General features: G+C 58.1%; 17 protein-coding genes, 1 pseudogene and 1 riboswitch. Of the genes and pseudogenes, 7 read left to right on the forward strand and 11 right to left on the reverse strand.

The window, feature by feature from the left end; genetic code table 11:
- Nucleotides 1-74: 74 nt before the first annotated feature.
- Nucleotides 75-659, forward strand: a complete 585-nt coding sequence (nfuA, locus tag V6L81_RS13975) for a Fe-S biogenesis protein NfuA (protein WP_016781101.1) — start codon at nucleotides 75-77, stop codon at nucleotides 657-659.
- 86 nt (nucleotides 660-745) lie between these two features.
- On the opposite strand, the gene cobM is transcribed toward nfuA, so the two are convergent.
- The 5 genes from cobM to V6L81_RS14000 all read right to left on the reverse strand — a co-directional run bounded on the left by cobM (nucleotide 746) and on the right by V6L81_RS14000 (nucleotide 3,700).
- A complete protein-coding gene (gene cobM / locus V6L81_RS13980) occupies nucleotides 746-1,492 on the reverse strand; it encodes a precorrin-4 C(11)-methyltransferase (RefSeq protein WP_095000399.1) in 747 nt (248 codons plus the stop codon).
- 76 nt (nucleotides 1,493-1,568) lie between these two features.
- Nucleotides 1,569-1,982, reverse strand: a complete 414-nt coding sequence (locus V6L81_RS13985) for a cobalamin biosynthesis protein (protein ID WP_095000398.1) — start codon at nucleotides 1,980-1,982, stop codon at nucleotides 1,569-1,571.
- On the reverse strand, nucleotides 1,979-2,680 hold the full coding sequence (locus V6L81_RS13990; RefSeq protein WP_095023581.1) for a CbtA family protein: 702 nt from the start codon (nucleotides 2,678-2,680) through the stop codon (nucleotides 1,979-1,981). Before V6L81_RS13990 ends, V6L81_RS13985 begins: the two co-directional genes overlap by 4 nt.
- A gap of 11 nt (nucleotides 2,681-2,691) precedes the next feature.
- Nucleotides 2,692-2,880 (reverse strand): CbtB-domain containing protein, encoded by a 189-nt coding sequence (locus tag V6L81_RS13995; RefSeq protein WP_095000396.1) that lies wholly within the window; start codon nucleotides 2,878-2,880, stop codon nucleotides 2,692-2,694.
- Between the two features lie 95 nt (nucleotides 2,881-2,975).
- A riboswitch (cobalamin riboswitch) is annotated at nucleotides 2,976-3,187 on the reverse strand.
- 147 nt (nucleotides 3,188-3,334) lie between these two features.
- Entirely contained in the window at nucleotides 3,335-3,700 is a 366-nt protein-coding gene (locus tag V6L81_RS14000) for a response regulator (RefSeq protein ID WP_095024740.1), read from the reverse strand.
- A 164-nt stretch (nucleotides 3,701-3,864) separates the two neighbouring features.
- Here V6L81_RS14000 and V6L81_RS14005 point away from each other — a divergent pair, with 164 nt between their 5' ends.
- The 5 genes from V6L81_RS14005 (at nucleotide 3,865) to V6L81_RS14025 (ending at nucleotide 10,393) form a co-directional block, all read left to right on the forward strand.
- A complete protein-coding gene (locus V6L81_RS14005; protein WP_095018158.1) occupies nucleotides 3,865-7,341 on the forward strand; it encodes a response regulator in 3,477 nt (1,158 codons plus the stop codon).
- Nucleotides 7,342-8,157 (forward strand): protein-glutamate O-methyltransferase CheR, encoded by an 816-nt coding sequence (locus V6L81_RS14010; RefSeq protein ID WP_095000394.1) that lies wholly within the window; start codon nucleotides 7,342-7,344, stop codon nucleotides 8,155-8,157. It abuts the gene before it with no gap.
- A 17-nt stretch (nucleotides 8,158-8,174) separates the two neighbouring features.
- A complete protein-coding gene (locus V6L81_RS14015) occupies nucleotides 8,175-8,762 on the forward strand; it encodes a chemotaxis protein CheB (protein ID WP_095000639.1) in 588 nt (195 codons plus the stop codon).
- Nucleotides 8,756-9,949, forward strand: coding sequence for a hybrid sensor histidine kinase/response regulator (locus V6L81_RS14020; protein WP_095000638.1), 1,194 nt, complete (start codon nucleotides 8,756-8,758; stop codon nucleotides 9,947-9,949). Before V6L81_RS14015 ends, V6L81_RS14020 begins: the two co-directional genes overlap by 7 nt.
- A 66-nt stretch (nucleotides 9,950-10,015) precedes the next feature.
- Nucleotides 10,016-10,393: a response regulator gene (locus tag V6L81_RS14025; protein ID WP_095000393.1), complete on the forward strand. Its 378-nt coding sequence runs from the start codon at nucleotides 10,016-10,018 to the stop codon at nucleotides 10,391-10,393.
- 120 nt (nucleotides 10,394-10,513) lie between these two features.
- Here V6L81_RS14025 and V6L81_RS14030 read toward each other — a convergent pair whose 3' ends face one another.
- The 4 genes and pseudogenes from V6L81_RS14030 to V6L81_RS14050 form a co-directional block, all read right to left on the reverse strand.
- Complete coding sequence (locus tag V6L81_RS14030; RefSeq protein WP_095023583.1) at nucleotides 10,514-11,569, reverse strand: tetratricopeptide repeat protein; 1,056 nt, start codon at nucleotides 11,567-11,569, stop codon at nucleotides 10,514-10,516.
- A 106-nt stretch (nucleotides 11,570-11,675) separates the two neighbouring features.
- Nucleotides 11,676-13,571 (reverse strand): penicillin-binding protein 2, encoded by a 1,896-nt coding sequence (mrdA, locus tag V6L81_RS14035; RefSeq protein WP_095020025.1) that lies wholly within the window; start codon nucleotides 13,569-13,571, stop codon nucleotides 11,676-11,678.
- Nucleotides 13,572-13,845: 274 nt separating this feature from the next.
- Nucleotides 13,846-15,752, reverse strand: a pseudogene (locus V6L81_RS24210) (M60 family metallopeptidase).
- A gap of 21 nt (nucleotides 15,753-15,773) precedes the next feature.
- The gene (locus tag V6L81_RS14050; RefSeq protein ID WP_004577240.1) at nucleotides 15,774-16,736 is read right to left on the reverse strand and encodes an IS30-like element ISPpu17 family transposase; all 963 of its coding nucleotides are present in this window, start codon (nucleotides 16,734-16,736) and stop codon (nucleotides 15,774-15,776) included.
- A gap of 359 nt (nucleotides 16,737-17,095) precedes the next feature.
- Between V6L81_RS14050 and V6L81_RS14055 the strand changes: the two genes are divergently transcribed.
- Nucleotides 17,096-18,019 (forward strand): 1-aminocyclopropane-1-carboxylate deaminase/D-cysteine desulfhydrase, encoded by a 924-nt coding sequence (locus V6L81_RS14055; RefSeq protein ID WP_095000389.1) that lies wholly within the window; start codon nucleotides 17,096-17,098, stop codon nucleotides 18,017-18,019.
- Here the strand turns inward: V6L81_RS14055 and V6L81_RS14060 are convergent.
- Both V6L81_RS14060 and V6L81_RS14065 read right to left on the reverse strand, forming a co-directional pair.
- On the reverse strand, nucleotides 18,016-18,564 hold the full coding sequence (locus tag V6L81_RS14060) for a cytochrome b (RefSeq protein ID WP_095000388.1): 549 nt from the start codon (nucleotides 18,562-18,564) through the stop codon (nucleotides 18,016-18,018). The genes V6L81_RS14055 and V6L81_RS14060 overlap by 4 nt on opposite strands.
- Before the next feature lie 94 nt (nucleotides 18,565-18,658).
- The gene (locus V6L81_RS14065; protein ID WP_095018024.1) at nucleotides 18,659-19,615 is read right to left on the reverse strand and encodes a DUF1853 family protein; all 957 of its coding nucleotides are present in this window, start codon (nucleotides 19,613-19,615) and stop codon (nucleotides 18,659-18,661) included.
- Between the last annotated feature and the right edge of the window lie 25 nt (nucleotides 19,616-19,640).

Here is a 19,640-nt window from a genome sequence, read left to right on the forward strand (position 1 = left end):
CTGACAAAAATACTAGGACTTTGTCAGGCGCGCCGATTGGCGTAAACTGCGTCCCATGTCTGCGAGGAGATTCCATGAGCGCCATAACGATTACCGACGCTGCCCACGATTACCTGGCTGATCTGCTGTCCAAGCAGAACACCCCGGGTATCGGTATCCGCGTTTTTATCACCCAACCCGGTACTCAGTACGCTGAAACCTGCATTGCCTACTGCAAGCCGGCTGAAGTCAAACCTGAAGACACCGCCATTGGCCTGAAAAGCTTCACGGCCTGGATCGATTCTTTCAGTGAACCGTTCCTGGACGATGCCGTGGTGGACTACGCAACGGACCGTATGGGTGGTCAGCTGACCATCAAGGCGCCAAACGCCAAAGTGCCGATGGTCAACGCCGACAGCCCGATCAACGAGCGCATCAACTACTACCTGCAAACCGAGATCAATCCCGGTTTGGCCAGCCACGGTGGTCAGGTCAGCCTGATCGAAGTGGTTGAAGATGGTATCGCGGTGCTCAAGTTCGGTGGCGGTTGCCAGGGCTGCGGCCAGGCGGACGTGACCTTGCGTGAAGGCATCGAGCGCACCTTGCTGGAGCGTGTGCCGGAGCTCAAAGGCGTACGTGACGTGACCGACCACTCGCAGAAAGAAAACGCCTACTACTAACAGGGCGTTCGCTGCGAAGCTGAAGAAAAAACGGTGCCCCGTGAGCACCGTTTTTTTATGGTTGTTTAAAAGCCCTCAGGCCGCACTCAAGGTCGATACAAGTGTGCATGCCCCGCCCGGTACAGCGACGACTCGGCGAAACTGTCATTGGCCAGCACCCGGCCCACCAGAATCAGCGCGGTACGCCGGAAGCCCTTGGCCTGAACCTTGGCCGCAATATCCGCCAGCGTACCTTGCACCCAGTCCTGATCTGGCCAACTGGCACGGTGAATCACGGCAATAGGGCAGTCGCTACCGTAGTGCGGGATCAGCTCGGCAACGATTTTGTCCAGATTCTTGACCCCCAGATGAATCGCCATGGTTGCCTTGTGCTGTGCCAGGCTGGCCAGTTCTTCGCCGGCGGGCATCACGGTTTTCTCCGCATAGCGGGTCAGGATCACGGTCTGGGAAATATCAGGCAGGGTCAGTTCCGCCCCCAAAATGGCTGCGCAGGCCGCCGTGGCTGTCACTCCCGGAATGATTTCAAAAGCGATGCCCAGCTCGCGCAGGCAGCGTATCTGTTCACCAATCGCGCCATACAGGCTCGGGTCGCCGGAGTGTACGCGGGCCACATCCTGGCCTTTGGCGTCGGCCACCTTGATCAGCTCGATGATCTGTTCAAGGTGTAGCTCGGCGCTATTGATCACTTGCTCGGCCTGGTGGCCTGTCAGGACCGCTTGCGGCACCAGTGAACCTGCATAAATGATCAGCGGGCAGCTGCGAATCAGGCGCTGGCCCTTGACAGTAATCAGCTCTGGATCGCCGGGCCCGGCGCCGATGAAATAAACGGTCATGGCAGTCTCTTGAAAAGGTCGAGATAGAGCTGTTCGTGAACAACGCTCATAGTGAGGCGGGGGATTATCGCGGGTTTTACCGGGCGCAGGCTAACGCAAAGGTGGCCATGGAGGTTTTTTTACGTGTGATCAACAAAGTCGCCGGTGCCCCGGCCAGCTGTGTGGCCAGGGCCAGGGCAGCACTTTCGGCAATGCCAAAACAACCGGTTTGAGCGAACGCGGTAGCCGAGTGATGGCTGAGCCGGGGTGAAAACTCGGCCATTTGCGCGGCGCTGAACAGTTCCAGTTCGAGGTTTAGCTCTGTTGCCAGTTGCAGCAGCCCGGGCTCGTGGCGCTTGAGGTCAATACTGGCCAGGGCACGGATCGCACTCAGTGCAATGCCGGCCTGGCTCAGGCTGTCTTCGATCAACGCCAATAGCGCTTGTGCGCTGCAACCCCGGCGACAACCCAGGCCAATCACCAGGCTTGGCGCTGCGCCGGTCGCTGTCATGCCGAGTACTGACCTGCAGGATTGCGCCGGAACAGCCAGGCGCTGATCACGCCCAGTGCCAGCCAGAAAGCCAGGTTGGTCAGTTGTGCGGCAAGCTTGAACTGCGACTCCAGTGCCTCAGGTGCCAGGCTTGAATGCACCAGCGGCTGCGGCGCGCCAAAGAGATGCGGCACCAGCACAATCGCCACCCCCAGCACTTTGAGTGCCCAATGCTTGCCAAATACCAGCAGGGCAATGGCCACGGCCGTCGAGGCTGCAGTGCTGACCCACCAGAGCTGGCGTTGCAACAGATCCGCCGCGGCAGTGCCCGGCAGTTCAGGCGGCAAGCCCATGGTCGGCGCCAGGCAGAACACGGCATAGCCGGCCAGGCCCCAGAGCAGGCCCTGGGATGTGCGGGCGGGTGCGCGCAGGGTGTACAGGCCCGCCAGCATCAGGGCAAAACCCACCGCGACCACCAGGTTGCCACCGGTGGTGGACAGCACGCGCTGCCAGCCATCTTCCGGCTCCCAGGCCTCGGCGTCATGCTCATGTGCAGGCATGGCCATGTCGGCATGTTCGTGCACTTCGCTAGCAGCGGGTTTTTCGTAGGTTTCGGCCTGCAGAATCAGCGGGGCAACCCAAAAGCTTTGCAGCAGGGTCAGCAGCAGGGCGGCCAGCAGGCCGGTAAAGCCTGCCGTTCGAGCGATACGCTTGATCATGGCAGGCAGTCTCAATGGCACGGAAAGGCGGAGCTGTGACGGGTGTCATGAGCTGCGTTGTGCACGGCATCGATATGCGAAAAACCGGCGAAGTAAACGAGGAAAGCGCCCAGTACGGCAGCGCCGACAGCGGCCACGATACGTTGGCTTTGGGTGGTGCTACTCGCAGCGGAGTGGGTACGGCTGGTGCTGATGGACATGGCGCTTGCCTCGGGTCGGACGACGGGCAGCAAAGCGCAAGAAAACCCCGCGAACGAAGCTCGCAGGGTTTAACAGCGCCCGCCCACCGCGGGTTTGTTATTCGAAATAATCAGGCCGGTCTCCGGGCTTGCGAGGGGCTCATGGGCTGAACCTGCAAACATCTCCTTCCCATGCCAGTGGCACAGTGGACGTGATGTTTCTCTCGCTTACCGTTGCGGGGGCAGCGCCGGACTTGTCAGGGCAAAAGCCTGACGCACCGGTTTCCCGTTTCACCCTGTGAAGGGCACCTGATACAAGATGTGTAGGAAACCACAGCCCTGTGGGGCCGTCAATTGCAGAGGTATGCCTGGCTTTTGATTTTCATGTGTGTGGCTTGCCTGCGATGCGGGTAACGCGGTCTTTCAGGGGCACCGCAGTGACGCGATCGCGAGCAAGCCCGCTCCCACAGACTTCTCATGCATTGATCAGCATGCTTTTGACTTTTGCGCGCAGTTGGTCAATGGAGAAAGGCTTGCCGATCACCGCCATGCCTTCTGCAATCTCCAGGGTCTCGGCGTAGCCGCTGGCAAACAGCACTGGCAATGTCTGGCGCAGTTCGCGGGCCTTGGCAGCCAGTGTGCGGCCGTCCATTCCCGGCAGGCCAACGTCGGTCATCAGCAGGTCAATGTTGCGGGCTGTGTCCTCAAGCAGTTCCAGAGCGCGCTCGCTGCCATCGGCTTCAAGCACGCTGAACTCCAGTTCTTGCAGTACATCAACGATCAGCATGCGAACAATGGCGTCGTCTTCGACCACAAGGATGGTGGAGGGTGTTGCGGACATAATCATGATCTCGATAAAAATTTAAGCGCAGTTGCCACAGCGAGTAAGCATAGCCTTCACCTGCCTCCCTATGTGTGTAAAAACGTATTTAAAGGTAAGAAATTAGAACTATTGCTCGATAATCCGGCAAACTCCAGTTTTTTATGACTGTCACGGGCCTGAAAATGAACGCACCTGCATCAATCGACGAGCGAAGCTTTCGCAAGCTCCTGAGTCGCAACGTCGGTTTGCCTTTGGCCGTCGGTGTGCTCAGTGCTGCATTGTTTGTGGTTATGGTCAGCTATTTGCTGTCGGTGATCAGGTGGGTCGAGCACAGTGATCGGGTCATCAGCAATGCCAATGACGCGGTGCGCCTGACGGTCGACCTCGAAACCGGCATGCGCGGTTTTCTCATCACCGGTGATGAGCATTTCCTCGACCCCTATGCCGTCGCCAAGCCGCAAATCAATGTGCAATTAAAAGGTTTGCAGGAGCTGGTCAGCGATAACCCCCAGCAGATTGACCGCCTCAAGCGTCTTGAAGCGTTGCAGGATGAGTGGAATGTCTACGCACAGTCGATGGTCGACCTGCGCCGCCAGGACGGTGACTACCGTTCGGCAGTGCAGGCCGGACGCGGCAAGCGCCTGAGTGATGAAATCCGTAAGGAATATGACGATTTTATTCAAATGGAGCAGCAACTGCGCATGGCGCGCAGTGAAGACGTCAGCCGTACCACGATTATCTGTATCGCCCTGTACCTGTGTTTTGTACTGGGCTTGAGCGGCTTTCTGGCCTATGTAGGGCGTCGAGATTTAATAGAGCTTTCAAATAGTTACAACAATGTCTTCGAGTCGCAGATCAAGACTGCGCAGCGCCTGGAGCAGCAGGCGTGGTTACGCAACGGTCAGACTGAACTGGCCGAACAGGTGCTGGGGCGTCTGACCCTGAATATGCTGGGGCGCAATATCCTGCAATTCTGCGCCCAGTATCTGGGGTCGGTGGTGGCGGCGGTTTACGTGCGTGAAGATCATGGCGGCCTGAAGCGTGTGGCCAGCTACGGTTTTTCCCGTGAGCAAGAGGTACAGGACCAGCTGATTCACAACGACGAAGGCATCGTCGGGCAGGCCGCGCAGCAGGACAAGCTGATTCGTCTGGACAATGTGCCTGCCGACTACAGCCTCAAAGTAACCTCCGGGCTGGGCCAGGGCAGCCCGCACAGTGTGCTGGTGGTACCGACCAGTGATGATGACCGGGTCAACGGGGTGATTGAGCTGGGGTTTCTGCGCCCGCTGAGCGCGCGCGATATCGAGCTGTTCGAACTGATTGCCGACAATATCGGCACCTCGATCGAAGCTGCCCGCTATCGTCAGCGCCTGCAGGAAGTGCTGGCCGAAACCCAGCAGCTCAACGAGGAGCTGCAAGTCCAGCAGGAAGAATTGAAAACCGCCAACGAAGAACTCGAAGAGCAGTCGCGCATCCTCAAAGAGTCGCAAACCAGCCTCGAAACCCAGCAGGCCGAACTTGAGCAGACCAACGAAGAGCTGGCTGGCCAGCGTGACGCGATGGATCGCAAGAACACCGAGCTGAATCGGGTCCAGATCCAGCTTGAAGACCGCGCGGATGAGTTGCAGCGCTCCAGCAAGTACAAGTCGGAGTTCCTCGCCAACATGTCCCACGAGCTGCGCACGCCGTTGAACAGCTCGCTGATTCTGGCCAAGCTGCTGTCCGAGAACCCGCAGCAAAACCTTAGCGCAGAGCAGGTGAAGTTTGCCGAGTCGATTTACTCGGCGGGCAATGACCTGCTCAACCTGATCAACGACATTCTGGATATTTCCAAGGTCGAAGCCGGCAAGCTTGAAGTGCGCCCCGAGAACACCAGCGTCGGGCGTGTGGTTGAAGGCTTGCGCGGGATGTTTCAGCCACTGGCAGGTGAAAAATTCCTGGGCTTTGACGTGCAAGTTCAACCCGGCACGCCGCCGATGATCTACACCGACAGTCAGCGTCTGGAGCAAATCCTGAAAAACCTGCTGTCCAATGCGGTCAAATTCACCGAGAAAGGCCAGGTCAGCCTGGTCGTGTCCCGTGAGCCGGGAGAAGGAGTGGCCTTTGCTGTGACCGATTCGGGCATAGGCATCGCCGCGGATCAGCAGGAAAGCATTTTCGAAGCCTTCCGCCAGGCTGATGGCACCAGCAACCGCCGCTACGGCGGAACTGGCCTGGGCCTGTCGATTTCCCGCGACCTGGCGACCTTGCTCGGTGGTTCGATCACGGTCAGCAGCGAGCCGGGGCAGGGCAGCACCTTTACCTTGGTGCTGCCGGAGCAATATGTGGAGTCGGCCGAGGAGTTGGCGCAACTGTCCGCCACTGCCGCGCCACGGCCAGCACCCGCGGCCCTCAGGTCTCAGCCGTTACCCGTCGTTGTGCCACCGGTAGAGATTGCGCGCTTTATGGATGATCGCGAGCAGGCGCCGTTTGCCACGCGTTGCATCCTGGTGATTGAAGATGAGCCCAACTTTGCGCATATCCTCTTCGATCTTGCACATGAACTTGGCTATCGTTGCCTGGTCGCCCACGGTGCCGACGAAGGTTTCAGCCTGGCCGCACAGTTTATTCCCGATGCCATCCTGCTGGACATGCGCCTGCCGGACCACTCGGGGCTCACCGTGTTGCAGCGCCTCAAGGCCCTTGCGCCGACCCGGCATATACCGGTGCATGTGATTTCCGTCGAGGATCGGGTCGAGGCCGCGATGCATATGGGCGCGGTGGGCTACGCGGTCAAGCCGACCACCCGTGAAGAGCTGAAAAACGTCTTCGCCCGCCTGGAAGCCAAGCTGACCCAGAAGGTCAAGCGCGTGCTGCTGGTAGAGGACGACGACCTGCAGCGTGACAGCATTGCCCGCCTGATCGGCGACGATGACATTGAAATCACCGCCGTAGGTTTTGCCCAGGAGGCACTGGACCTGCTGCGCGACACGATCTACGACTGCATGATCATCGACCTCAAACTGCCGGACATGCTCGGCAACGACTTGCTCAAGCGCATGTCCACCGAGGAAATCTGCTCGTTCCCGCCGGTTATTGTTTATACGGGGCGTAACCTGACCCGCGATGAAGAGGCTGAACTGCGCAAGTATTCGCGCTCGATCATCATCAAGGGCGCCCGCTCACCGGAGCGCTTGCTCGATGAAGTGACATTATTTCTGCACAAAGTTGAATCTCAGTTGTCCCATGAGCGGCAAACGATGCTCAAGACCGCGCGCAGCCGCGACAAGGTGTTCGAAGGGCGCAAGATTCTGTTGGTGGATGACGATGTCCGCAATATCTTTGCCCTGACCAGCGCACTGGAACAAAAAGGCGCCATTGTGGTGATCGGCCGTAATGGCCGCGAAGCCATCGAACGCCTGGATGAAGTTGAAGACATCGACCTGGTGTTGATGGACGTGATGATGCCGGAAATGGATGGCTACGAGGCCACCGTCGAAATTCGCAAGAACCCGCGCTGGCGCAAGCTGCCAATCATTGCGGTGACGGCCAAGGCGATGAAGGACGATCAGGAGCGTTGCCTGCAGGCAGGCGCCAATGATTACCTGGCCAAACCTATCGATCTGGATCGACTGTTTTCGTTGATCCGGGTCTGGCTACCGAAAATGGAACGACTCTAAGTGCAACGAAACACCGATATCGAGTTACGGTTGCTGATTGAAGCGATCTATCTCAAATACAGTTACGACTTTCGCGATTACTCCGGCGCTTCGATCAAGCGCCGGGTCAATCATGCATTGCGTCAGTTCGATTGCCAGACCATTTCGGCCTTGCAGGAGCGCATCCTGCATGACCCTACGGCCTTTATGCAGTTATTGCAGTTCCTGACCATTCCAGTGAGCGAGATGTTTCGCGATCCGGAACACTTCCTGGCCATTCGCCAGGAGGTGGTGCCCATCCTCAAGACCTACCCGTCGCTGAAAATCTGGATTGCGGGGTGCAGCACCGGTGAGGAGGTTTACTCCATGGCCATCCTGTTGCGCGAAGAAGGCTTGCTGGATCGCACTATCATTTACGCCACTGATATCAACCCGCGGTCTCTGGAAAAAGCCAAGCAGGGGATTTTTTCCCTGGAGAACATTCGCGCCTATACCCACAACTACCAGAAGGCCGGTGGTCAGCGTTCGTTTGCTGATTACTACACCGCCGCCTACGACTACGCGATTTTTGACAAGACGTTGCGTGAGAACGTGACCTTTGCCGACCACAGTCTGGCAACGGACAGCGTGTTTTCAGAAACCAATTTAATTTCATGCCGTAACGTATTGATTTACTTCAATAAAGATTTACAAAACAGAGCCTTTGGTCTGTTTCATGAATCGCTCTGCCACCGTGGCTTTCTGATGCTGGGCAGCAAGGAAACCCTGGATTTTTCGAACTACAGCAAACAGTTCACCCCGGTGCTCAAGCAAGAACGGATCTACCGCAAGCTATGACAGCCCGGCACAGCCTGATGGCTGCACACAGACCAGTAGAAGCCGTGGTGATCGGTGCCTCGGCGGGCGGGGTCGAAGCCTTGCTGGCCCTGCTGGGCGATTTGCGACCTGGCTATTGTCTGCCGATCATCGTGGTGTTGCACTTGCCCGACGAGCGCCGCAGCCAGCTGGCAGAAGTGTTTGCCAAGCGCGTGGCCCTGCCGGTGCGGGAGGTTCAGGACAAGCAGCCGATCGAGCCGGGTACCTTGTATTTTGCCGCGCCCGGCTACCATGTCTCGGTGGAGCAGGATCAGAGTTTTTCCCTGAGCCAGGAGGAGAGGGTGCATTTTTCGCGACCTGCGATTGATTACCTTTTTGAGTCTGCGGCCGACGTGTATCAACAACGCCTGGCCGCGATATTGCTGACAGGTGCCAATCGCGATGGTGCGCTGGGGCTGAGCCAGGTCAAGCAGGCGGGCGGCCTGACCATTATCCAGGACCCGGACGAAGCCCATGTATCGACCATGCCCCGCGCAGCCCTGGAGCTTTTTCAACCGGACTGCATCCTTCCCTTGCGCGGCATTGGCCGTCTGCTTGTCGAGCTGGAACATATCCAATGCTGCTAAATGATATTCAAGCCAAACTGCTGATCGTCGATGATCTGCCGGAAAACCTGCTGGCCCTTGAAGCGCTGATTAAGCGTGAGGATCGCCTCGTCTACAAGGCCCTGTCTGCCGACGAGGCGTTGTCGCTGCTGTTGCAGCACGAGTTCGCAATGGCCATTCTGGATGTGCAGATGCCCGGGATGAACGGTTTTGAACTGGCCGAGATGATGCGTGGTACGGCCAAGACCAAAAACATCCCCATCGTGTTTGTCAGTGCCGCCGGCCGTGAGATGAACTATGCCTTCAAGGGCTACGAAAGCGGTGCGGTGGACTTTTTGCACAAGCCGCTGGATATCCATGCGGTCAAAAGCAAGGTCAGCGTGTTCGTTGAGCTGTATCGTCAGAGCAAGGCCATGAAGCAGCAGGTCGAAGCGCTGGAGCAGAGCCGCCGCGAGCAGGAGACCCTGCTGGCGCAGCTCCAGTTGACCCAGGTGGAGCTGGAGCATGCTGTGCGAATGCGTGATGACTTTATGTCGATCGTCTCCCATGAGGTGCGAACGCCGCTCAACGGGCTGATTCTCGAGACCCAGCTGCGCAAGATGCACCTGGCCCGCGACAACGCCGCGGCATTTACCCTGGACAAAATGCAGGCCATGGTCGAGCGTGACGAACGCCAGATCCAGAGCCTGATTCGCTTGATTGAAGACATGCTCGATGTGTCGCGTATTCGCACCGGCAAGCTGTCTATCCGCCCTGCGCCGGTTGATCTGGCCCAGGTCGTTGCACAGTTGCTGGAGAGCTTCTCCGCACAGATCAGCGCAGCGCAATCAAGTGTCAACTTCACGGCGGTGCAGCCGGTGGTGGGGCAGTGGGATGAGTTCCGGATCGAGCAGGTAATCAGCAACCTGCTGACTAATGCCCTACGTTATGGTGCGAAAAAGCCCATTGAGGTATCTGTTTACATTGACGACGATCAAGCCGTGGTCGATGTGCGCGATCAGGGCATCGGCATCAGCGAAGCAAACCAGCAGCGGGTTTTTCAGCAATTCGAACGGGTTTCAGCCAGCCATGTCACTGCAGGTCTAGGCCTGGGGCTGTTTATCTCGGAGCAGATTGTGGCTGCGCACAGCGGCACCATCAGCGTGCAGAGTACATTGGGTGAGGGGGCATTATTCAGGGTTTGCCTGCCGTTGGTACAAAAGACATAAATTGGGCGCAACCTATGACCGCGCCTGGGGTCATACTGGCAGCGATGGCATGAATTAAGGTTTCCTATGAGTGAAGATGCGCAAGATGTTGTTTTGATTGTCGAAGACGATCCTTCAATCCTGATGGTCCTGAGCGCCTATCTGTCGGGCGAGGGCTACAGGGTCTTGCAGGCCGAAAACGGCGAACAGGCGTTCGAGATCCTGGCGAGCAAGCCGCATCTGGACCTTATGGTTACCGACTTCCGTTTGCCGGGGGGGATTTCCGGGGTACAGATCGCCGAGCCTGCGCTCAAGCTGCGCCCGGACCTGAAAGTCATTTTTATCAGCGGTTACCCGGCCGAGATCCGCGACACGGGCAGCCCCATTACCCTGACGGCGCCGATCCTGGCCAAGCCGTTCGACCTCGACACCTTGCAGGCGCAGATCCAGAAGCTGCTGGCCTGAGCATCTGATTCATGCCGAAACCTGTGGGAGCGGGCTTGCTCGCGATGGCATCACCCGCGCCCCTCAGACAGGCCGGCTTGCCTGCATTGCGAGCAAGCCCGCCACTGCAGGTTCAGTGCTTCACAAGCCCTGCTGCAACGCCGGGTCATCCGGGTTTTGCTGCTCCAGTTGCGCGAGCAGCACCTGCACATTCTGCAATTGCCCGGCCTCCTTCCAGTAGCGAATCAACAACACGCGTGCCTTGCGATTGGCAGGCTGGCGTTGCAGCAGCTCTTCGAGCTGACGTTGCGCGGCTTCCAGTTGGTCGAGGTCGTGCAGGGCTGTGGCCAGTTTGTAACGGTAATCACTGTTGTCGGGCTCCAGCTCAACGGCCCTGGCCAGGCCAAGCAGGGCGTACTCGGTCTGGCCGTGATTGAGCAGCCAGATGCCCAGGGCATGCTGCAGATAGGCTGAGTCAGGATGGGCTTGAAGTTGTCTGGCCAGCAATTGCCGGGCCTGGTCGGCTTTACCGCGCTTGTCCAGCAGTTCGATTTGCGCGACGACGGCCTTGAGGTTGTCGGGGTCCAGGCGGGTGACTTGTTCCAGTGCAGCCTGGGCGTCGTCCAGCTGGCCTTCATGCAGGTACAGCCGGGCAAGTTGGCCTTGAGCCTGCGGATCATCGGGGCGGGTCTTGAGGTCGCGTTCGAACTCGTCGACCACTTGCTGCAAGGGGCCGAAGTACAGCCCCTGTTCATCTGGCGACAGACCAAGCAGGGCATTGGCAGCCGCAAAACGCACACTCTGTTCACTGTCATCGAGCAATGGTCCCAGCAATAGCGTGCGCTGGGCGTTGGGCACCAGCCCGACTATGCTCTGGATCGCAGCTTTGCGTACCAGGGGTGAAGGATTATGCAAATCGGCGTCGGCCAGCTTGAGCGCTTGCGGGCTCGGGTAGTTGGGCAGTTCGGCATGCAGGCCTGCGCGGCGGGTATCGGTCAAGTCGGTGCGAGCCAGTTGCTGGTAAAGCACGCGGGCGGCACCGGGTTTGCCGTTATGGGCCATATCCAGTGCGATGGAGTAGCGCTGGTTTACCGAAGGAGTAGGGGCGGCAGGATCAGGGCGCATCGAATACCAGAGGCCGCCGGCAACAAGTGCTGACACAAGGCTGATTACGAGGTAACGGCGGGGCTGGGTCATCCAATATCCAGAAACAGGCATGCATATGGGGTGCAAGAGTGGGTGACTCGGGAGCTTGAGTCAAATCGCCATGGCCACCCTCACCCTGAGGGCGAGGGTGCGGCTTTCACACATGCGGCGTGGCATGGCCCTTGACCTGCGGGCTGGCGTACTGCGGCTTGAGCAGGCCCTGGTTGTCCAGCAACCAGGCATCCATCACCTTGCGCACCACCGGGCCGGCCACCCGGCCACCGGCTTCGCCGTTCTCGATCATCACCGAAATCACGATCTGCGGATCTTCCGCCGGGGCAAAGCCAACAAACAGGGCGTTGTCCCGATTGCGCTCGGCGGTCTTGAGGCGGTTGTAACGCTCGCCCTGCTTGATTGCCACCACCTGCGCCGTACCGCTTTTGCCGGCAATCCGGTATTGCACGCCCTGGGCTGCTGCCCGGGCAATACCGCGCGGGTCGTGCATCACCAACTGCATGGCGTGATTGACCTGATCCCAGTCCCGCGGATCACGCAGCACCAGATTGGGGATCGGGTGTTCATCCACCGGCGGCATACCGTCCACGGTCCTGGCCAGGTGCGGACGGTTCCATACGCCCTTGTTGGCAATCAGCGCGGTGGCCTGGGCCAGCTGCAGCGGGGTAACCTGCATATAACCCTGGCCGATGCCCAGGATCACTGTTTCGCCAGGGAACCATGCTTGACGGCGGGTGCTGCGCTTCCACTCGCGGGACGGCATCAGGCCAGATGACTCTTCAAACATGTCCAGCGAGACTTTTTGCCCCAGCCCGAATTCGGCCATGTAATCGTGCATGCGGTCAATGCCCAGCTTGGATGCCAGGTCGTAAAAGTAGGTGTCGTTGGAGCGCATGATCGCCGCGTTCAAATCCACCCAGCCGTCACCACTGTGGTTCCAGTTGCGGTATTTGTGGTCGACATTGGGCAACTGGAAATAGCCGGGGTCAAACACCCGGGTCGAGGCGGAAATTACGCCGCTGTCCAGCCCTGCAATCGCCACTTCGGGCTTGATGGTCGATCCCGGTGCATACAGCCCGCGCAGGGCCCGGTTGAACAGCGGTTTGTCGATGGAATCGCGCAAGCCCGAGTAGTCCCTGGAGCTGATACCGGTCACGAACAGGTTGGGGTCGAAACTCGGTTTGCTGACCATCGCCAGCACCTCGCCGGTTTTCGGGTCCAGGGCAATGATCGAGCCACGGCGGTCGCCCAGGGCATCCTCGGCGGCTTCCTGCAATTTGATATCCAGGCTCAGCACGATGTTCTTGCCCGCCACCGCATCGGTGTGGCGCAGCACGCGCATGACCCGGCCCTGTGCATTGGTTTCGACTTCTTCAAAACCGACCTGGCCGTGCAGTTCGTTCTCATAGAAGCGTTCGATGCCGGTTTTACCGATCGATTGGGTGCCACGGTATTGAGTGGCATTCAGCTGCTTGGCTTCTTTCTCGTTGATGCGCCCGACATAACCGACTGAGTGGGCAAAGTGATCGCCCTGCGGATAGTGGCGTACAAATTGCGCCTCGACATCGATACCCGGCAGGCGGAACTGGTTGACGGCCAGCAGGGCGATCTGATCTTCCGTCAGCTCGTACAGCAGGGTTGAAGGGTCAAACGGGTGGCGCGCCTGTTTCATCGCCTTGGCAAATACGGCGCGATCTTCTTCGGGCAAGTGCAGGATGCTGATCACTGAATCCAGCACCTTGGCGGTATCGCCAGCCCGCTCGCGGGTGATGGTCATATTGAAGCTGGGCTGGTTATCGGCCAGCAGCACGCCGTTGCGGTCATAGATAAAACCGCGCTCCGGGGGGATGGGCAACACGTGCACCCGGTTGTTCTCGGAGACCGTGGAGTTGTAGTCGAACTCGGTGACTTGCAGAAAATACATGCGACCGATCAGGGCGCAGCTGATAGCCAGCACCAGCGCCGCACAGGCGATCAGTCTTTTATTGACCAGCCGTTTTTCGGAATCGTGATCTTTAAGAGGGATCGGCTCAGGCATATCCGGGGTGTCTCGCGTCAGAAAACAGATAGCAGCAGCCAGCAGGTCGTTAGCTGGCTACGAAATTCGGCGCACACCTTACCAAGAAGCCTGTGCTTGAGTCAGTTTATTGGCCGAAATGTGGATGAAAGCCGACGGGCAGTGGGCCTGCTGAGTGGCTTTGGACTCCGACCAAGAAAGCGTGTAGTCCTCTCCTCCCTTCGAGCGAAAAGGACTACAGCCAAGCCACGCTTAAGCTGGCGGGGATACACGTGCCCGCAGACTGTTAATACATTTATTGAAATGTATCAGCCACTGTAAACGGGATATCCAGTTGGGCACCCCAGGCAGGTAACTTCCAATCCCTTGCAGCGAGTTGAATACGGCCTCTTAGGTTGCCTTTAAGCCCAGGATTGTCTTGAGGGTGGTATTCGATGTTCCAATAGCTGTAACCCGGTTGAGCACAGCCAGTCGCGGAGTTTAAAGAGCGTTTTGCACAGCCCCCGTTGCTGCGTGTGCCCCGGAAAGTGAGGTAACTGATTTTATTTGATTGATCCCAGGCAGGCACGATCAGTTTCGTGTAGTTGGAGTCTGCCCATGTCAAGTCCACAGGGCCTTCATTGATGTTGTATGCGACGTATGCAATATTTTTTGCACTACCATCCTGCATCTGGCCATGTGTTGAACTTGCACTGTTTGCCGCGATAGCCCAGTTATTGCGGGTGTCAGCTCCTACAGGTTGTAAAGGTTGTGCCAGTTCCATGTTTGCGATGGTCTTGCTGGCTTCGGCTGAGTAAGCCACCCCCCATTTGTCGAAAAAGCTTCTTAGGTCACGGCCGGAAAAACGACTGGCATTGACAACGAACCAATCTTTTTTCTTGGCGTTGGTATTGAAAGCAGTCGCGTTGTCTGCATAGTTGAACTCTTTACGAAAAGCTTTTCCAAGTTGGGGGTAAAGGTTCTCATAGGAGGCCGCCAATTGGTTGAACATGACCGAGCGATTAAAGTCTCCTCCTTCAATTGCGCCGTCAAAGTTATAAGCCTTGCCTGATTTTAAATAGTTGCCCACGGATTCCCGATCCCAGGTTTTGTCCGAGTAGGCAGCGCCCGGATGACAGTCCTTCAATTCATACGACCCTTGAAGGCGACGGCAAGCGGCGACTGAGTAAAGGTTGACCGTAACTTCCGAGAGCCCCCCCACGTCCATCCGACCTGATTCATGTGGCCGTATTCATGCCAGTAACCCCATGAGGTGGGAACGGCAGCTCCGCCAAAGTTGATCTTGATGAGTCCCTGGCCACCTGATGCACTGCAACATGCAGCATAAGAAGCATTGATCAAGCCTGGCGTGGGCAAGTCGAGCGGGGCCGCTATCGACTGACTGTCAAATCCATTGAGCCGGTCGTTTACCAGTGTCATGAGCAGGTGCTCGCGCATTAACCGCATAATGTCAATGTTCTTGTTGCGGTTAGCGACTTTAGCTGGCATGTAGAAGCGGGTCCGCCCGTCGAATAACAGCACCTCTCCTGATGGATTGGGCTGTTGGCTGAGGGTTGTTTTCCATTCTTCTTTTGTTGTTATGCCAAAAATAAACATCGGTACATGTTGTGCATTGCCCTTGTTGACGTGTAGGGGAATCATTTTTCCGGCGTTCTGCATGTCGCGTGTCGGGTCTTGGCACGAAAGCAGCAGAGTCCCATTTCTGGAGGCTGTGTAAGTGACCGTGTACTCGGTCGGGGCAGCAGGGAGCCTGAGCTCATCATGTAAACTTGAAGGCACATTGAAGTCTGGGATGGTCCAGGCACTGCAAGTTATATTGCTGTCGGATGGGGTTCTTGTGATTTCTACAGACTGTGAGGTGCTCAAAAATACAGGGGTAGTAAAAAAACCATGCCTGCCATGCATGCTTGTCCTGTTTCGTCCATTAGTATGACCTTCGGTTACAGGTACTTTGTAATTTCCTGAGGTGTCGCCAGTATATTGCTCTAGTGTTTTGCGGATCCAGTAGAGGGGTGTCAGAGGATCATTGCTGTCTGTGAGGGCCTTGTCGGGATCGCTGTTCAATAATTGTGGTGAAAGGTTGAATTCTGCCAGGGCTTCGACGAATCCGGGCTTTGATTCGTGACTTCTCCACCACAGTGTTTGCTCCTGCGCTAGAGCAGGGGTGAATGCACTCAAGGAACATAGGCTGCCAAGTAACATTGCGCTAATACAGTCCTGAATTCAACACATAAGTGCAACGCTCACCCCTGTATGCACTTCGTACGGCGTCTTCCAGCCCAAGCGCTTGCGCGGGCGTAGATTGATCCTCGCTACTGTCCGATTGACGGCTTCGACGGTCAGCTTGCTGAAGTCGCTGCCCTTGGGGAAATACTGGCGGAGCAGACCGTTGGTGTTTTCATTGGTGCCACGTTGCCAGGATGAATAGGGGTCTGCAAAAAAGACCTGGCACTGGCTCCGTAGCGCGATGCGTTCATGCCCGGCAAACTCCCTTCCGTTATCCAGCGTCAGCGTGTGAGCGGCATGGCCCTGAAGCATCAGATTGATCGCCCGCGTTACCTGCCGGCGCGTTCTGCGCTTGACCGGATAGGCGCTCAGATAGCCGCTTTTGCGATCAACCAGGGTCACCAGGTTACCGCCCAGTCCATGTACCGTATCGCCCTCCCAGTCCCCCAGGCGCTCGCGGCTTTCGACCTCGGCTGGGCGTTCACTGATTGACACGCGATTACGCAGCTGCCCGCGCCGATCGTGGCTTCCATAGCGTTTCCGGTAGCGCTTTCGGCGATGTCGCAGATAGGTATAAAGCTCACCACCGGCGCGCTGTTCGGCGGCAATGAACCGATAAATCCACTCATGGCTGACCGCCCGGCTTGGCTGCTCCTGCTTCAACCGCTGGGCGATCTGCTCCGGACTCATGCCATGCTTGAGCCACACCGGGAGATGATGGCTGAGCCATGTCGCCGGCTTGCAAAACTTGCGCGCACCCGCTCGACGAGCATCACTTTCATGGGCCGCAGAAACAGCCTTGTAGATATTCTGGGTGCTGTTGCGGCGAACCTCGCGACTGATCGTCGAGGGATGCACGCCGACCCGCTTTGCAATGCTCGCCTGGCTCTCTGCGGCGCTCAAGCCAGCCTCAATCTGGTAACGTTGTCCCTGAGTCAGCTGCCGGTAATGCGTAGTCATCTGCGCTTGAATCCTTCGGTGTGAGAGCCTGGATTCTACCGGTGGCTGGCTCTCTGCCTCTCGTTTCAAGCGTTGCGCTTATTCTATGAATTCAGGAGTTGATGTTCATATCTTTCGGTCTTTTCATAGTTGTTTGTAGGGAAAGATACCGGCGTAGTCTGCCAGCTCCCTCAGATTGCATGAGCTTGGTCTTGGGAAATAGAGTTTTTTTCTTGTGATTTAGTAGGCATTTTAATGTTGTAGTCGTAAGTTGTAGGTAAAGTTAGCCAGGCTTGATATGTAAGCGGCCTGTATCAAAAAGCATGTTGAATACGGGGCAATGAAGTAAAATCCCTGTTTTTAGAGGAAATCGACCCTTAATGCTGTCTCTGATCGACTGGTACCCTCATGCACCTTTGCAGCCTTTAAACGTAGAGTGGCTGCAGCAGGCCGGGATCGAAGCAGCTGTATTGCGGCTGGACCTTATCGACCCGCTGATCAGCGGCAACAAGTGGTTCAAGCTCACTGACCATTTACGCAGGGCACGGGCAGCAGGGGCTGACGGGCTGATCAGCCTGGGCGGCGCCCATTCCAATCATTTGCATGCCCTGGCAGCTGCCGGCAAGCGTTTTGGCTTTGCCACCGTGGGGCTGTTGCGCGGTCACCCTCAACAAACCCCCACCACGCTCGACCTTGAGCGCTTTGGCATGCAACTGCACTGGCTGGGATTTGCCGGGTATCGGGCGCGGCATGAGCCGGACTTTTGGCAACCGTGGCAGGCCCTGTACCCGAACCTGCATCAGGTGCCCGAGGGTGGCGGCGGGCTGGCGGGGGCCCTGGGTTGCATGCCGTTGGTAAGCAGGGTGCGCGAGCAATTGGCGACTATAGGTTGGCAAGATTACGACGCTTGGTGGCTGGCCGCGGGGACCGGCACCACCCTGGCCGGGCTGGTGCTGGGCGAGGAGGGTAGGCGTCGGGTATATGGCGCGCTGGCGGTTCCCGAGGACCACGGCGTGGCCCCGCAGGTTGAGGCCATTTTGCAGGCTGGCGGGTTGCAGGAGCGAAATTTTGAGCTGGTCGATGCCAGTCGTGGCGGTTTTGCCAAGGTGGACGACGCCTTGCTGGCGTTTATGCGGGCCAATGAAGTGGCCAGTGGCATGCCACTGGAGCCGCTTTACACGGCCAAGGCTTTGATGGCACTGGCCCAGGCGGTTGAAAAGGGGGTCATTACACGGGGAATGCGTGTGGTGTTTGTTCACACCGGCGGCCTGCAAGGCCGCCGGGGGTTTGACCTGGGGCTTTAAGAACGCCCGGGCAACATGCGCAGCAAAGTGTTGTCCTTGATCAGATAGTGATGCCCCAGACCGGCCACGGCATGCAGGCCGATCAGCCAGTAACCGATGGTACCGCCCAGTTCATGCCAGCTCTTGATCTGCTTGGCGAAGTCCGGGTCCTTGGCGGTCAGGGGCAGGATATCGAAACCATAAAAGTACACCGGCTTGTCGTTGTAGCTCAGCACCAGGTAACCCAGCACCGGCATGGCGATCATGAACAGGTACAACGCCCAGTGCATCAAAGTGGCCAGAGCGGTCTGCCAGGCGGGTGGTGTCGGGGTGATTTTCGGCGCAACGCCCAGGGTTCGGGCCAGCAGCCTTAGCCAGACCAGTGCAAACACCGTCAACCCGAGCATGAAGTGCGCATCCTTCATCAGGTTGCGCCCGTCGCTGTCCTTGGGGAAGATCCCGCGAAACTCGATCGAGGCGTAGATCAATATAAACAGCAGCACCATCAGCCAGTGCAGGGCGATGGACATCCGGCTGTAGTGATGGGCGGTGCTTTTCCAGGTCATGGTGGTTCCTCACGGTTCAGGTCTAAAGTCCCCGTTCTTGTTGACGGAGTTCCTTTACTCTAAGTGGCCTGAGCAATCTTGCACTTGAGATGTGTCAGTTTTCAGGGCTTCCCGGCACATTAGGCCAAAGATCGGAAACCAGAAACAGGCGTTCAGCCTCTTCCCAGTCGCCCTCATCGTTTTCAGTCAGGCGAACCAGCAGCTGCGCCGGTGCTTGCGGGTGCAGTTCTGCCAGCCAGATATCCAGCTGTTGTGCCGCCCATATCCCCTCAGGAGCATAGCGCGCCGGAGCCAGCCAGGCATGCCGGGGCAGGGGTTGCCAGCAACCGGTGGCGCTCTGGCGGATAAACGCCGTCCAGTCGCGCTGATGCAACCAGCGCCCGCGCAGGTGTTGCGGGTTGGCACCGGCTGGTGGTCGGGCCTGCCCTGGCCACGGATACAGCAGGTAGCCGCCAAGCCACAAATGAGCGCTGAACGCCTGCACATCCAGCCCGGCCAGCACTTCACGGCTTTCCGGGCGGCTGGACATGGGTAGCTGGTGCTGGCAGAAATGCTTGAGCTTGCGGTCCAGGCGGTCATTGCTGCCGGGGCCTAGCCATTGCGCAGGGTCTGCGCCATCACCGTCCTGGGGGCCGAGGTAGAGTTTGATCGCCAGTTCCAGATGATGCACGCCGTCGCGGTCTCGCAGCACTAAATCGAGCTCACCCAGGGTATGCCCGCCCAGGCGGATCGGCAGGTTCGCGGCAATCAGCTCGACGCCCGGGGCATGCTGCACTGCAAACTGCCACAAGCGCTCGTAATAGCGCCCCAGGCGTCGGGTGGTGGCCAGTTCGAGCCAGTGCAGGAGTGGTTGGCAGTTGCGGTCCAGCTCGCGCAGCCAGTGCTCCAGTTGCTCCGGCGCCTGGACCCAGTCGCTGCCTGCCAATGGATGGCGTTGGGGCCAGGGGGTGTGGGTCAGCATCGGTGGTGCGAGGATCACCCACGCCAGATCGCGCACCTCGGGGTGGCGCAATTGATGGGGCAGGTTGAGCAAGTCGGGGAAGAGGGTCATTGTGCGAGCATAGCCGTTCACGGGG

Source organism: Pseudomonas bubulae, assembly GCF_037023725.1.
GTDB lineage: Bacteria > Pseudomonadota > Gammaproteobacteria > Pseudomonadales > Pseudomonadaceae > Aquipseudomonas > Aquipseudomonas bubulae.